General features: G+C 65.9%; 9 protein-coding genes. 2 read left to right on the forward strand and 7 right to left on the reverse strand.

Annotated elements, in window-relative coordinates:
• Position 1: 1 nt before the first annotated feature.
• From treY to glgX, 4 genes are read right to left on the reverse strand one after another with little or no spacing between them, the layout of a single operon-like run.
• Complete coding sequence (gene treY, locus NLI89_RS16030) at positions 2-2,440, reverse strand: malto-oligosyltrehalose synthase (RefSeq protein WP_254687944.1); 2,439 nt, start codon at positions 2,438-2,440, stop codon at positions 2-4.
• The gene (gene malQ, locus NLI89_RS16035; RefSeq protein WP_254687945.1) at positions 2,437-4,410 is read right to left on the reverse strand and encodes a 4-alpha-glucanotransferase; all 1,974 of its coding nucleotides are present in this window, start codon (positions 4,408-4,410) and stop codon (positions 2,437-2,439) included. Before malQ ends, treY begins: the two co-directional genes overlap by 4 nt.
• Entirely contained in the window at positions 4,407-6,113 is a 1,707-nt protein-coding gene (gene treZ, locus NLI89_RS16040; RefSeq protein ID WP_254687946.1) for a malto-oligosyltrehalose trehalohydrolase, read from the reverse strand. Before treZ ends, malQ begins: the two co-directional genes overlap by 4 nt.
• Positions 6,110-8,212: a glycogen debranching protein GlgX gene (gene glgX, locus NLI89_RS16045; protein ID WP_254687947.1), complete on the reverse strand. Its 2,103-nt coding sequence runs from the start codon at positions 8,210-8,212 to the stop codon at positions 6,110-6,112. Before glgX ends, treZ begins: the two co-directional genes overlap by 4 nt.
• A gap of 184 nt (positions 8,213-8,396) precedes the next feature.
• On the opposite strand from glgX, the gene NLI89_RS16050 reads away from it, so the two are divergent.
• Entirely contained in the window at positions 8,397-9,500 is a 1,104-nt protein-coding gene (locus NLI89_RS16050; protein ID WP_254687948.1) for an NADH:flavin oxidoreductase/NADH oxidase, read from the forward strand.
• A gap of 177 nt (positions 9,501-9,677) precedes the next feature.
• Here the strand turns inward: NLI89_RS16050 and NLI89_RS16055 are convergent, their stop codons facing one another.
• Genes NLI89_RS16055 through NLI89_RS16065 form a run of 3 tightly spaced genes read right to left on the reverse strand, consistent with a single transcriptional unit; the run spans position 9,678 to position 13,123 of the window.
• On the reverse strand, positions 9,678-10,481 hold the full coding sequence (locus NLI89_RS16055) for an SDR family NAD(P)-dependent oxidoreductase (protein ID WP_254687949.1): 804 nt from the start codon (positions 10,479-10,481) through the stop codon (positions 9,678-9,680).
• A 25-nt stretch (positions 10,482-10,506) separates the two neighbouring features.
• A complete protein-coding gene (locus NLI89_RS16060) occupies positions 10,507-12,339 on the reverse strand; it encodes a glycoside hydrolase family 15 protein (RefSeq protein WP_254687950.1) in 1,833 nt (610 codons plus the stop codon).
• On the reverse strand, positions 12,332-13,123 hold the full coding sequence (locus NLI89_RS16065) for an SDR family oxidoreductase (protein ID WP_254687951.1): 792 nt from the start codon (positions 13,121-13,123) through the stop codon (positions 12,332-12,334). The genes NLI89_RS16060 and NLI89_RS16065 overlap by 8 nt, the downstream gene beginning before the upstream one ends.
• A 183-nt stretch (positions 13,124-13,306) precedes the next feature.
• Between NLI89_RS16065 and NLI89_RS16070 the strand changes: the two genes are divergently transcribed.
• Positions 13,307-15,454 carry a catalase gene (locus tag NLI89_RS16070; protein ID WP_254687952.1) on the forward strand — a complete coding sequence of 716 codons (2,148 nt, stop codon included), beginning with the start codon at positions 13,307-13,309 and terminating at the stop codon, positions 15,452-15,454.
• Positions 15,455-15,458 lie beyond the last annotated feature (4 nt).

A 15,458-nucleotide genomic window follows, 5' to 3' on the forward strand; every position in this document is an offset into this window, starting at 1 on the left:
CTCAGCCTTTCGCGGGGAGCATCTCGATCGAAACGGAACGCGCGCCGAGCAGATCGGCGAGCGTTTCGCCAGATGCGAGCGCGGTGTCGCCCCACCAGTCGCGGGCGTCGATCCGTTCGAGATGGCGCTCGGCACAGCGGAGCGGAACGACGCAGCGAAGGCTTGCATCGTCGCCGATTCGCCGAAACGCAAGCACCTGATCCCCGCGGATCCCGGTGACGGCGATGGGCTCGTAGCGCCCCTCCGAGAACAAGGTCGGATGATCCCTTCGCATCGCGAGAAGCTGCCGGATCAGCGCCATCTTCGCCGGCGTTTCGCCGTCCAACAATGCCTGGAGTCGCGCGTAATCTACCGGGCGGCGATTGTCGGGATCGACCAGGCTCAGGTCGGCGGTCTCCGTTCCTTGATAGAGGTCGGGCACGCCGGGCACGGTGTAGCGCAGCGCGACCTGCGCGAGGCCGTTCGCCGCAGCGGCGGGTGCGATCCGCGCGACGAACGCGGTCATGTCGTCCAGGAATGCCGGCGACCGCTCGGGATCGAGCAGCGCGCGGGCGAGATCGTGGCAGCGGCTCTCGTACGCCTCGTCCGACGCCTCCCACGAAGACCGCAGCTTCGCCTCCCGCAGCGCCTTTTCCTGCCACGCGACGATCCGCTCGGCAAAATCCGATAGGCCCTTGGCATCCGATGCGGTCAGTCCGTCGGGCCATGCACCGAACAGCGTCTGGAACAGCATATAGGCGTCGGCGGAATCGACCCCGTCGGCAAACGGCGCGGCGAGTTCGCGCCATCGTTGCACATGCGCACGCCATAGGTCGGGCACCTCGCTCAACACAGCGAGCCGTGCGCGGACGTCTTCGCCACGCTTATGATCGTGCGTGGCGGTCGCGAGCATTGCCGCCGGCCAGTCGGGGGCCCGGTCGACCATTGCCGCGTGAAAGTCGTCTATATCCAGCGACATGCGCGCGGCGTCGAAACCCACGTCGTTGCGCGAGAGCAGGCGACCGTAGCGGTAGAACGCGGTATCCTCGACCGACTTCGCCGCGATCGGCGCGGAGAGTTGCTGGAACTTGCGCGCCGCTTCCGCTGCGAGCCTGGCGTCCCCGGGACCCTCGCCTGCCAGCCATGAGAGAATCCGCTCGACCACGGCGCCCTCGCCCGGTGGGACGAACTGCGCGATGCGCTGGCGGACCGTCTCGCGGATCGCGGCGTCCGCTGCCGGGGCGGCGTCGCCCGTTCCGTAGGTGCGATAGACCGGGAAGACCCAGAGCAGTCGCTCGATCGCGCGGTCGAGCATGCCGCGGGTAAGGCCGTCGCATTCGGGCGTCGAGCGAGCGAGCGCGACGAAGGCCTCGATGCAGCCACGGTGCTGCGCGTGGAACTGCCACGCGAGCAATTCCTGGCGAGCGCGCAGTTCCTCGGGCGCGAAGTCGGGGGAACGGCCACTGATGTCCGCCCAGAGTTTGGCGAGCGGTTCGGCGCCGGCCGGCGCGTGGAGCAAGGCCGTCACCTGCTCCATGAAGTCGTACCCACTGGTGCCGTCGACGCCCCAGTCGGTGCTGAGCGGTTCGCCGTCGGCGAGGATCTTCTCGATGACGATATAGGCCGGACCGGGTGGCGCATTGGCGGGGCGCTCGATCGAGTCGAGGCGCGCGCTGAGGCGGCGGCAATAACCGGCGGGATCGGTCAGGCCATCGACGTGATCGACGCGGACGCCGTCGATCAGGCCCTCGGCGTACAGGCGGAAATAGAGCGCATGCGTGGCCTCGAACACGACCGGGTCTTCGGCGCGAAGGCCTGCGAGGTCGTTGATCGTGAAGAACCGGCGCCAGTTGAGTTCGTCGTTGGCGACGCGCCAGGACGCGAGACGATAATGCTGGCGGTCGACCAGCGCGGCGATGTCGTCGGTTGCTGCGGTGGCCTGATCCTCGTCGCGGATCGGCAGGCGGTGTTCGCCATACGCTTCGAGGACGTAGCGACCATCGACCTGCTCGACCTTCAACGCGCCACTCGCGAGCGTCTCGGCGAGCGGATCGCCCAGGATCGGGAGCACCAGCTTCTCGCGCCAGTCGATGTCGAAGTAGCGCGCAAATTCGCTTGGTTCGCCGTGCGTTAGGACGTCATTCCACCACGCGTTCTCACCACCGGCGACGCCCATGTGGTTGGGGACGATGTCGATGATGACGCCCATGTCCCGCTTGCGCAGGGCCGCGACCAGGCTGCGAAACGCGTCCTCACCGCCGAGTTCGGGATTGATGCGGGTCGGGTCGACCACGTCGTAGCCGTGCGTGGACCCGCTGCGCGCGGTGGTGATCGGCGAGGCGTAGAGGTGACTGATCCCGAGCGCGTCGAGATACGGCACCAGCCCCTCGGCGTCGGCGAAGGTGAAGTCCTTGTGGAACTGGAAGCGATAGGTTGCGCGCGGCGTGGTGGGAGGTGTCATGCGGGTCTCGCGGTGTTGAGCGCGTCGATGCGAGCGGCGACGGCGGGGCGTTGGATTAGCGCCTCGGTCGTGTCCGGCAGGCGGCGGCGCCAATTGGGATGTTCGTCGATCGTGCCGGGGAGGTTGGGCTGCTCGATCAGTCCGGCCATATCCTCGATAGGTATGATCGCCAGCGCGCAGGGTGTGCCGGCGACATGCGCGATCGCGGCGTCGACGACCGGGTCGGTATCATCGGGCAATGGTTGTTTGGCGCCCGTGTCGAAAGCGGACCAGAGTGCCGCACGATCGTCGGCGCGGGCCGCCCGGTCTGCGGGTTCGTCGATAGCATCGGACTTGCGGCCGAGGTCCCATGTCCAGTCGATGTCGCGGCCGCTCCACCAGCCGGCGATCGTCGCAAGGTCATGCGTGCCGGTCATCGCCACCGCATCGGGCGCCCATTTCGCGGGGGGCACGAAACCGTCCGCGTCGCGCTCGAACCACAAGACGCGCATGCCGAGCATGCCGCGCGCATCCATCGCCTCGCGGAAGCCGTCGGGGACGGTGCCGAGGTCTTCGCCGATCACGATCGCCTTCGCCCGCTGAGATTCCATCGCGACGATCCGCATCAGGTCGTCAAACGGCATGTCGAGATAGGCGCCCTCCGCCGCCGACGCGCCTTCGGGGACGACCCAGAGGCGACGGAGGCCGAACGCGTGGTCGATGCGGATGCCGCCGGCATGCGCCAGGGCTGCGCGGATCGTCGCGATGAACGGGGCGAAGGCATTGTCGCGGAGCGCTTGCGGGTCGAAGCCGGTGATGCCCCAACTTTGGCCGTCCGGGCCGAGCGGATCGGGCGGCGCGCCGATCGACAGGCCGGTGAGCAGGTCGCCGCGCCGGCTCCAGCCGTGGCTGCCGCCGGGGTCCATGCCGACGGCGAGGTCGGCGATGAGGCCGATCGTCATGCCGGCATCATTCGCTACCGTCTGCGCGGCGTCGAGGTCGCGACGGGCGAGCCATTGGAGGAAGACGTAGAACGTGACGTCCTCGGCATGCTCGGTAACGAACCGACGGACGGCTGGGCTGACGGGGTCGTGATACTCGACGGGCCATTGCTGCCAGCCGCGCGCGCCGGTTGTCGCGAAGAAATGCGCGTGGAGGGCGTCGAACTCGGCGTGGCGTTCGAGATCATCTCCGCCTTCGCGCCTGAACACGTCGAGGGTTTCACCAAGTTGTCGAGCATCTTGATCGAACGTCTTGCGAAGGCGTGCGAGCTTTGCGGGTATCGCGCTCTGCCAGTCGATCAGGTCTGGCGTGGGGTCGTCCGATGTCCCGGCGAACGCAGACGGATCGGCATACAGGCCGTTGAGGAATTGCCGGCTCGATGGCGCGTAAGGGCTGTACCGGCTCGCGTCGGCCGGGAACAAGGCGTGGGTCGGGCTGATCGCGAGCGCGTCGGCGCCGCGCTCGCCGAACGCTCGGGCGGTCTCCGCGAGTGTGCCGAAGTCGCCGAATGCCTTGGCAGTCTCGCTGCGCAGGCTAGGGATCTGGACCGCGGGTGCCCAGACTTTGCGCCCCGGTACGGCGTCGGCGATCGTGAAGCAGCGGCGCGACGCGACGAGCAGGTCGATCACGTGGTCGCCGACTTCGAGACGGTGATAGCCGGTGTGCTCGATCGGCTTCAACGCGCCTTGGTCGATCGCAACCGACGTCCGCGTGCCGTTTTCGAGGGTGAGTTCGGCCTTGCCGAATAGCGTCGTCGCAAGCTGGATCGGATCGCCGACGTCGACAGACAGGAAGCGGGGCGCCCGGGCAGTCCTGACTGCGATCACAGCCAGGCTTTCGGCGATCTGTTTGGCGCTGGCAGACGGATGGCCGAGGTGATCGAGGATCGTCCGCAGCGCTTCGTCCGACACCGTCTGGCGACGACCGGCCGCGTCCTGCCATTCGGGTTGCAGGCCGGCGGCCACGACAAGCTTTTGGAAATCGCTCATCGTTCCAGCCAAACCGCGACGCTGCCGGGCTGGCCAGATTCGCCATCTGCAAAGATCGGTACGCTCGATATTTGTGGAAAATCAACGGCCTCTACGCCGAGGTTGAGGACGACTGTGAGAACCGCGCCATCACCCATGCGCCAGCGAGCGATGACAGCCCCCTCCCCGATCGCCTCGGCCCCGATCGACTCCGTGCCAGCTAGCCGGGGGATGATCGCCTCGTGGCGAAGTGCCAACAGCGAGCGATACAGGTCCTGCCACTCGGCGGCAGCGGCGCCCGGTTGCGCGCGGGATCGATGGAAGGTTTCGTGTGCATTCGGGTCTGGGATCGCCTTCCGCGCCTCGGGATCGGCGAAGGCGGCGAACTTGGCGAACTCCTTGCGGCGGCCTTCGCGCACCGCATCGGCGAGGTCGTCGTGGAAATCGGTGAAGAACAGGAACGGGCTCTCGCTACCGTGTTCGTCACCCATGAACAGCAGCGGGATCTGCGGGCCGAGCAGGAGCAACGCGGTCGCCGCGCGCAATTTCTGCGGGTCGGCGAGCAGCGTCAGGCGTTCGCCCATCGCGCGATTGCCGATCTGGTCATGATTCTGGAGGAACGCGACGAACGCGGTCGGCGACAGATGCGCGCTGGGCTTCCCGCGCGGCTTGCCGTCGTGGTTGGGCGAGCCCTCCCCCTGGTAGATGAACCCTTCGCTGAGACAGCGTGCGAGGCGTTCTGCCGGACTGTCTGAGAAATCAGCATAATAGGCGCTCGTCTCGCCAGTGAGCAGCACGTGGAGGACGTTGTGGAAGTCGTCGTTCCACTGCGCGTCGAACGCGGCGGGGTAAAGGCGGTCGGCGTCGTTGCCTTCGTTTTCGAGGACGAGGTGGACGTGGCGGCCTTCGGTCTTCTCGCGGAGTTCGGCGGCCATCGCGTCGAGGAAGTCGTCGTTCGCGATCGCATGGACCGCGTCGAAGCGGAGGCCGTCGAACTTGTACTCGGTCAGCCACATCAGCGCGTTGTCGACGAAATACCGGTGGACCGGCGCCTGATCGACGGCGACCGCACCACCCCAGGGAGTGTCGACTTCGGCGTGAAAGAAGCCCTTGGCGTACGCGCCGAGATAGTTTCCGTCGGGGCCGAAGTGATTGTAGACGACGTCGAGGAACACGGCGAGGCCGAGTTCATGGGCGCGGTCGACCAAGGCTTTCAGTTCGTCGGGCGTGCCGTAGCTTTCAGCGGGGGCGTAGGGCAGCACGCCGTCATAGCCCCAATTGCGGGTGCCGCCGAATGCATTGACGGGCATGAGTTCGATCGCGGTGATGCCGAGTTCCGCGAGCGCCGCGAGGTGATCCGCAACTCCCGCGAAGCCGCCGAGCGCGCCGACATGGACCTCCTGGATGACCATCTCTTCCCACGGACGGCCGATCCAGTCGGTCGTGCGCCAGTCATAGGCGGCGTGATCGACGACGACGCTCCAGCCATGGACGCCGCCCGATTGTGATCGCGAGGCCGGATCGGGGACGGCGAGGTCGTCGCTCAGGCGGAATCGGTACCGCGTCCCTGGCCCTACGGGAGCCGAGGTGCTGAACCAGCCGTCGGCGCTGCGCGTCATGGGAACCGCATCGCCATCCGCGATCTCCAGAGCCACGACGTCGCGATCGGGAGCCCAGAGGCGGAACGTCGTAGCGTCTTCGGCGAGCGTCGGTCCCCAAGTCATGCCGCTGCGATCGTCCAGGAAAGCAACGCCGCACCCTGGGGGGGAAGCTCGTAGCTGTCCTTGATCGGGGTCGGCCCCTGCTCGGGCTTGCTGCTGTCGATCAGAACGGTGCGCTCCACCTCTTCGGGCGGCGGCATGTGGAAGGTCAGCGGGCCCTCCGAGGCGTTGAGGAAGAGCGAGATCACCTGGATCTCACCCGATTCCATCTCGCACGCGCGGCGCATCACCAGCGCACGGCCATTGGTGTTGTCCCAATCGTCCGCCGTGAGTTGCTGCCCGCGCTCGTCCCACCATTCGATATCCTTCAGCCCTTCGGCCGGGGTGTCGTCCCCGTACAGGAAGTTACCGGCGCGGAGCATGCCGTATTCGCGGCGCAGGGCGATCAAGCGCGCGGTGAAGTCGATCAGCGCCTCGCCTTCGGGGGACTTCGCCTTCTCCCAGTCGAGCCAGCTGATCTCGTTGTCCTGGCAATAGGCGTTGTTGTTGCCGTTCTGCGTGCGGCCGAACTCGTCGCCGGCGACCAGCATCGGCGTGCCGAGCGACGCGAACAAGGTAGTCAGCATCGAGCGCATCACGCGCGACCGGGTCTCCAGGATCGCGGGGTCGTCCGTCGGGCCTTCGACGCCCCAGTTGCGCGAGCAATTGTTCGAATGGCCGTCGTTATTGTCTTCACCGTTCGCTTCGTTGTGGCGCTCCTCGTAGGCGACCGTGTCGGCGAGCGTGTAGCCGTCGTGCGCGCCGAGCAGGTTGACGCTCGCCCAGGGCCGGCGGGCGCGGCGGTCGAACAGGTCGGCCGAACCAGTCAAGCGCGCGGCGAGATCGGCGCGCTGCGCGTGATCGCCGCGCCAGAATTTCCGCACGGTGTCGCGGTATTTGTCGTTCCATTCGGCGAAACCGGGGGGGAAGTTGCCGAGCTGATACCCGCCGGGGCCGATGTCCCAGGGCTCGGTGATGAGCTTCAGGCGCCCGAGAACCGGGTCTTGGCGGAGGACGTCGAAAAAGCCTGCGCCGGGATCGAAGCCGGTATCCGTCCGGCCGAGCGTCAGCCCGAGATCGAAGCGGAAGCCGTCGATGCCAAAGCTGGTCGCCCAGTAGCGCAGCGAATCCGCTACCATCTGCAGCACGCGCGCTTTGGTGAGGTTGAGCGTGTTGCCGGTGCCGGTGTCGTTGATTGCGTAGCGGGGGTCGTCCTTTACCAGGCGGTAGTAGCTGGCGTTGTCGAGCCCGCGCCAGGATAGCGTCGGGCCCTGCTCGGAGCCTTCGCACGTGTGGTTGTAGACGACGTCGAGGATCACCTCGATCCCGGCCGCGTGCAGGCGGCGGATCGAGCGGCGGAGTTCGTTGTGGCTGTCGGTCGCGAAGAACGAGCGCTCGGGCGTGAAGAAATTGAGGGTGTTGTAGCCCCAGTAGTTGCGCAGGCCCTTTTCTTGGAGAAAGCGGTCCTGGATATAGGTGTGGATCGGCAGCAGCTCGAGCGCGGTGACGCCGAGCCGCTTGAGGTGATCGATGACCTTGGGATTGCCGAGCGCCGCGAAGGTGCCGCGTTCGGAGGGCTGGACCTCCTCGAACAGCTTGGTCAGGCCCTTGGTATGCGCCTCGTAGATCACCGTCTCAGACCAGGGCGTGTTGGGCCGCACGTCGCGCGACCAGTCGAAATGGCTGTCGGTCACGACGCCCTTGGGCATCGTCAGCGCGCTGTCGCGGCGGTCGAAGCTGAGATCCGCACGCGGCGACTTCACCTGGTATCCGTACATCGCGTCGGTCCAGCGGAGTTCGCCGATCATCTGCTTGGCGTAAGGGTCGAGCAACAGCTTGTTCGGGTTGAAGCGGTGGCCTTCTTCGGGGGCATAGCGGCCATGCGCGCGATAGCCGTAGACGAGGCCGGGCTGCGCGTCGGGAAGATAGCCGTGCCAGACTTCGTCGGTCCATTCGGGGAGCGGATAGCGGCTCAGCTCGCGGCGGCCGGTCTCGTCGTAGACGCAGAGTTCGATCTTCTCGGCATTGGCGGAATAGACTGCGAAATTGACGCCGAGCCCGTCGAAGGTCGCGCCGAGGGGGTAGGCCGAGCCGGCGTCGAGCGTGTCGGGCAGTAGATGCAATGCGAGGACCCTTTTCGTGTCGTAATCGTCTCGATGCGGACGCGGCTTTACCGCGGTGCAGCATTCCTTGCCGTGAAACCCGTCCGCCGGTTCCTATGTTCCGCTCGCAGCAGCGAGTTTTCGCCGCACGTTCTCAGATTTCAAGGAACATCCCTATGCCATTTTCCTTCCGATCGATCCACGCATGAGCGGCCCGAAACTGTTCGAGCCGCTCACGGTCGGCAATCTGACGCTGACCAACCGGATCGTGATCGCGCCGATGTGCCAGTATTCGGCGGAAAACGGCTGCATGAACGATTGGCACCAGATCCACCTGGGCCAACTCGCGCTGTCGGGGGCTGCTTTGCTGACGATCGAGGCGAGCGCGGTGCTGCCCGAGGGGCGGATCACGCATGCCGACGTCGGGCTGTACGACGATGCGACCGAGGCGGCGATGGCGCGCGTGATCGAGAGCGTACGGCGCTGGTCGGACATGCCAATCGCGATCCAGTTGTCGCATGCCGGGCGGAAAGCGTCGTGCGAGGTGCCTTGGAAGGGCGGACTCCAGATTGCGCCGGGCGCGCCTAACGGATGGCAGACCGAGGGGCCCTCGACGCTCCCGTTCCTGCCCGAGGAGAACGCACCGGTCGCGCTCGATGCCGAAGGACTGGCGCGGGTGCGCGATGCGTTCGTGGCGGCGACGGTGCGGGCTGCTCGGCTCGGGATCGACGCGGTGCAGTTGCATGCGGCGCACGGCTATCTGTTGCACGAGTTTTTGTCGCCGCTGTCGAACCGGCGGGAGGATGAGTATGGCGGCAGTCTCGAAAACCGGATGCGCTTCCCGCTCGAGGTGTTCGATGCGGTTCGGGCAGCGTTTCCGGCCGAGCGTGCGGTGACGATGCGCGTATCGGGGACCGACTGGGCCGAGGGCGGCTGGGATTCGGAGCAGACGGTGGCGTTCGCCAAGGCGCTCGAGGCGCGTGGGTGCAGTGCCATCCACGTCTCGAGCGGGGGCACGACGCCGGCGCAGCAGATCCCGGTGGGGCCGAGCTATCAGGTGCCGCTGGCGCGCGCGGTTAAGCAGGCGGTGTCGATCCCGGTGGTCGCGGTCGGGCTTATCACCGATTTCGAGCAGGCCGAGGCGATCGTCGGGACGGGCGATGCGGACATGATCGCGCTGGCCCGGACGATTTTGTACGACCCGCGTTGGCCTTGGCATGCGGCGGCGCATCTTGGGGGTAAGGTGAAGGCGCCGAACCAGTATCTCCGGTCGCAGCCGCGGCAGTTCAAGGATTTGTTCGAGGGGTAGAGGCGCTCTTGCAATCCTCCCCCGCCAGGGGGAGGTGGCGCGAAGCGACGGAGGGGGAGGAACACGCAACATCGGTTGTGCCTTCCTCCCCCTCCGTCAGGCAAGTGCCTGCCACCTCCCCCTGGCGGGGGAGGATCGCTTGGTTCCGCTCCGGTATTAGCAATGATGGTTGGCGGCTTAACCCGCCACCGTCATCACCGAGCCGGAGTCCACCCGAATATCCGCGCCGTTGATGAAGCTCGCCCGCTCCGAGCACAGGAACACGATCGCCGAGGCGACCTCTTCCGCCGTGCCGCGGCGCTTGAGCGTCATGCCGGGGCGCTCTTCCTCGAGGAACGTCTCGATCGCCTCGTCGAAGCTCGTGCCCTTCTCGTCGGCGCGCTTCTTCATCATCTTGTCGGTCATCGGCGTGGCGATGAACGCGGGCGAGACGGTGTTCACCAGCACGTTGTCGCAGCCATAGGCCTTGGAGAGCCCCTTCGAGAGACTCGAAATCCCGGCCTTCGATGCGCAATAGGCGAGCTCATCGACATAAGGCTGCACCGCGTCCTCGGAGCTCATCAGCACGATCCGGCCCCATTTCGCCGCGCGCATCGCCGGGATCGCCTCGCGGCAAACGCGGACGGCGCCCATCAGGTTGATGTCGAGCGTCGACTGCCAGCCGGCATCGTCGACGTCGAGGAAATCGCCGGTCGCTCCGGTCACGCCCGCGCAGTTGACGAGGATGTCGGGCTCGCCGAGCTGCTCGCGGACCTTGGCGAACAGCGCCTTCACGTCGTCGAGCTTGGTCAGGTCCGCCTCGACCGCGATCACCTCGCCATGTGCCTTCAACTCCGTCGCGCTCGTGTCCAGATCGCCGCCGGGCTGGTCGGTGATCGCGACGCGCACGCCCTCCTGGAGCAGCATCCGGGCGGTTTCCTTGCCCATGCCGCTGTCGGCGCCAGTGACGAGCGCGATCTTGCCTGCAATATCGAGGTTCATGGTCGTATCCTTGTCGGAATGAAGGTCATGCCCAGGCCTTGGGCCCGCCGTCGTCGAGCGCGCGGTCGAGGTAGAAGGCGGCGCTGATCAGCGCGAGGTGGCTGAACCCTTGCGGGAAATTGCCGAGGAAGCTGCCGTCCTGCGCGATTTCCTCGGCGAACAGGCCGAGATGATTGCCGTGCGCGAGCAGCTTTTCGAAATTCCAGCGCGCCTCGTTCAGCCGCCCTGCCCGCGCGAGGCATTCGACATACCAGAACGAGCAGGCGACGAACGTCCCCTCCCGTCCCGGCAAGCCATCGTCGATCTTGTAGCGATACACCTGCCCGTCGTCGGACAGGTCCTCGCCGATCGCATCCAGGGTCGCGAGCCATTTGGGGTCGGTCGGGCCGATGAAGCGCACCAGCGGCATCATCAGCAGCGCGCCGTCGACCGCCACGTCCTCGGGCGCATCGCCGATCGCGCGGACGAAACGGCCGAGGTCGTCGTTCCAGAAATTCGCCCAGATATCCTCGTTGATCGCGGTTCGGACTTCCGACCAGCGCACGAGCGGCGCGGGCAGCGAGCGTTTCTGCGCCAGCCGCACCGCGCGGTCGACCGCGACCCAACTCATCAGCCGGGAGTGGAGATAATGCTTCTTCGGCCCGCGGACCTCCCAGATCCCGGAGTCCGGCGTGGCCCAGGTTTCGCAGACCTGATCGACGATCCGGCAGATCGCCATCCAGGAATCATGCGCGATCGGCTCGCCATATTTGGTGCCGAGATAGGTCGCGTCGAGCAGCGCGCCGTAGATATCGTGCTGCGTCTGGTCCTTCGCCTCGTTGCCGACGACGATCGGCGACGCGCCCTCGAACCCGGCAAGATCGAGCGGGCGCTCGTCGGCGATCGGGCCGCCGTCGAGCGCGTACATGACGCCGAGATGGCCCTTCGAACACGCCTGCGCGCGGTCCATCGTCCAGTGGAGGAAGTCGACCGCCTCGCTCTGGAAGCCGAGGCGCAGCAGCGCATAGACGGTGAACGAGGAATCGCGGATCCACGTCGCGCGGTAATCCCAGTTGCGCACGCCGCCGGGCGCTTCGGGCAGGCCGAAGGTGGCCGCCGCCGCGATCGAGCCATGCTTGCGCGAGGTGAGGAGTTTCAACACCATCGCCGAGCGCTCGACGGTCTCGCGCCAGCGGCCGCGATAGCGCGACTGGCGGCTCCATGCCCGCCAATAGGCGATGTCCTTCTCGACGATCGCATCGAGCGCTTCGGTATCGAGCGAGACGTCGTCGGGGTTGCTGAGGATCAGCGACACGGTGTCGCCTTCGCGCAGGTCGATCTCGGCGGTGAGGTCGCAACCGTCCGCGACCAGCGATGCCGCGCCGTGCAAGGCGAGCGCGAGCCCGCTTTCGTGATCGAACCGCCCGCGCGAAACGTCTGCGCCGTTGCTGGCCACCGATGCCGTGCGCCCCGCCGCGCCGTAATCGAACCGCGGCGCGCACCGCACGCGGATCGTCGCCGCCCCGCGCGTGCAGGTCAGCCGTCGGACCAGCCGGGGCGGTGCATCGTCGACGTCGTTGCCGACCGGCATCAGGTCGACGAGGTCGATGCTCGCGGAATTCGCCATCCAGCGGGTGAGCAGGATGTTGGTCTCGGGCAGGTACATTTGAACGATGTTCGCGCCGGGAAGGTCGGGCTCGACCGCGAAATGCCCGCCCTTCTCGTCGTCGAGCAGCCGCGCGAAGACCGTGGCGCTGTCGAGGCAGGGCCAGCAGAGATAGTCGATCGTGCCTGCCGTATCGACCAGCGCGATGGTTTCCAAATTACCGATCGCGCCGTGATCCGCGATGGGTTCGGGCTTGTCGCCAAGCTCAACCATTGTCGCGGAAGCCGGGATACAGGCTCATGCCGCCATCGATAGTGAGCGTCGATCCGACGATATAGTCCGCCGCATCCGACACCAGGAACAGCGCGGCGCGGGCGACATCCTCGGGATCGCCGATCCGGCCGTAAGGGATGAGTTCGAGCAGCTTGTCCTGGTCGGCGGTCGCGTCTGCGTTGATCTCGGTCGCGATCGCGCCGGGGGCGATGCCGTTCACGCGGATGCGGTCGCCGGCGATCTCCTGCGCGAGCGTCCGCATCAGCATCCCGCTGCCGCCTTTCGACGCGGCGTAGTTGGCGTGGCCTGCCCAGGGAATGACCTCGTGCACCGAACTCATGAACAGGATCTTCCCGATCGCGCGGCTGAAACCGCGGTCGCCCTGCTTGCGGAAACGGCGCACGGCCTCGCGCGACACGAGGAACTGCCCGGTCAGGTTGACGTCGATGACCCGCTTCCAGTCCTCCAGCGTCAGGTCGGCATAGGCCGCGTCCTTCTGCATGCCCGCATTGGCGAAGACGATGTCGACGCCGCTGAAACGCTCGACCGTCTCGTCGAACAGTTTCAGCACCGCCGCCTCGTCCGACGTATCCGCCTCGCACGCGAACGCCTCGCCGCCCGCCTGCTCGATCGCCTCGACCACCTCGCGCGCCTTGTCCGCGCTGCTGTTATAGTTGACCGCGACCTTCGCGCCGGCCTTGGCAAAGGCGATGGCGGAGGCGCGGCCCAGCCCGGAACTCGCGCCGGTGACGATCGCGGCCTGGCCTGTCAGGTCGATGTTCATGGCTGGTCCTTCGCTTGGGGATTTCATTGGGGACATCGCCGCTCAACGCGCCCCGCGGTCAGTTTCTCCAAGGCTCCACGAACCGTTCGGCAATCGCGCTGATCTGCATCAAGCGTCCGATTTCGGTGCAACTCTTACGGCTCGCCACGCGCTGTGGGTCTTGAGTAGCTACGAGGACGGCACATGACCAAGACCATCGCCAAGGATACCGGCACACCACCGAAAGGTGCCACGTTCGAAACGCAGATCGGCGAAGGCGGCGAACTGCACCAGATCGCCAGCGGCGAAGGCGCCGTATTGACGACGCAGCAGGGCATCCCGGTTGCCGACGACCAGAATTCGCTGAAAGTCGGAGATCGCGGGCCGACGTTGCTGGAGGATTTCCACTTCCGCGAGAAGATCTTCCATTTCGATCACGAGCGTATCCCCGAGCGCGTCGTTCATGCCCGCGGTTACGGCGCGCACGGCACGTTCACGCTGACCGAGAGCCTGGAAGAATTCACCAGCGCTGGCATCCTGACAGAAGTCGGCGAGCAGACGCCGATGTTCCTCCGTTTTTCGACGGTGGCGGGTAACAAGGGTTCGGCCGATCTGGCGCGCGACGTGCGTGGTTTCGCGGTGAAGTTCTATACCAAGGAGGGTAACTGGGACGTTGTCGGCAACAACATCCCGGTGTTCTTCATCCAGGACGCGATCAAGTTCCCCGACCTGATCCATGCCGCCAAGCAGGAGCCCGATCGCGGCTTCCCGCAGGCACAGACCGCGCATGACAATTTCTGGGACTTCATCAGCCTGACCCCGGAATCGATGCACATGGTGATGTGGATCATGTCCGACCGCACCATTCCGCGCGGCTTCCGCTTCGTCGAGGGCTTTGGCGTGCATACGTTCCGGCTGGTCAATTCCGAGGGCAAGGGCACCTACGTCAAGTTCCATTTCAAGCCGAAGCTGGGACTCCAGTCGGTCGCGTGGAACGAGGCGGTCAAGATCAACGGTGCCGATCCCGACTTCCATCGTCGCGACCTTTGGGACGCGATCGATCAGGGTAACTTCCCCGAGTGGGACATGGGCGTGCAGCTGTTCGACGATGAGTTCGCCGACAATTTCGAGTTCGACGTGCTCGATGCGACCAAGGTCATTCCCGAGGAGCAGATTCCTGTCCGCATCATCGGCAGCTTCAAGCTCGATCGTCTGGTCGACAATTTCTTCGCCGAGACCGAGCAAGTCGCGTTCTGCACGCAGAACATCGTGCCGGGGATCGGCTTCACCAACGATCCGCTGTTGCAGGGCCGCAACTTCTCGTATCTCGATACGCAGTTGAAGCGCCTTGGCAGCACCAACTTCACGCATATCCCGATCAATGCGCCGAAGATTCCGGTGAACAATTACCAGCAGGACGGCCACATGGCGATGCATGCTCGCAAGGGTCGTGCGAACTATGAGCCGAACAGCTGGGAAGGCACGCCGCGCGAGAGCCCGACCAAGGGCTACAAGCACTTCCCGTCGCAGGAGACCGGGCGCAAGGCGCAGGTACGCTCGGCGACGTTCGCCGATCATTATAGCCAGGCACGCCAGTTCTTCATCAGCCAGACCGAGATCGAACAGAAGCACATCGGCGATGCGCTGACGTTCGAGCTGTCGAAGGTCGAGCGGGTGGATATCCGCGAGTTGATGGTCGGGCATCTGCTCAACATTGACGAGAAGCTGGCGAAGACGGTCGCGACCGGACTCGGGCTGAAGGCGATGCCGCCCAAGGCGAAGGCTGCGGTCGAGCCCCGCACCGACCTGCCTGCTTCGGATGCTCTCAGCATTCTGAAGAACACCACGGGCAGCTTCGAAGGGCGCAAGCTTGGTATCCTCGTCACGGACGGGGCACCGGCTGCGATCGTCCAGGCATTGGTCGATGGGATCGTCGCGGCGAAGGCCACGTACGAGATCATCGCGCCGAAGGTGGCGGGCGCGACGCTCGACGACGGGACGCTCGCGGAAGGCAAGCAGAAGATCGATGGCGCGCCTTCGGTTCTCTACGATGCCGTGGCGATCGTCGTATCGGCGGATGGGGCCAAGAAGCTCGGCAAGGACAAGACCGCCAAGGACTTCGTCAGCGATGCGTTCGGGCATGCCAAGTTCATCGGCTTTAACGCCGATGCGAAGCCGTTCCTCGAAAAGGCCGGCATCGAGGACGAGGACATGGACGACGGCGTAATCGCGCTGGGCGGCAAGGGCGATGTCGACGCGTTCCTCAAAACGCTCGGCAAGCTGCGTATCTGGGATCGCGAACTGAACGTCGACCTCGACGCTCCCGCGTTCGAAGATCCTGAGGCGGCTTGATCGC

It is taken from the genome of Sphingomonas faeni (assembly GCF_024273235.1).
Taxonomy (GTDB): Bacteria; Pseudomonadota; Alphaproteobacteria; order Sphingomonadales; family Sphingomonadaceae; genus Sphingomonas; species Sphingomonas faeni_A.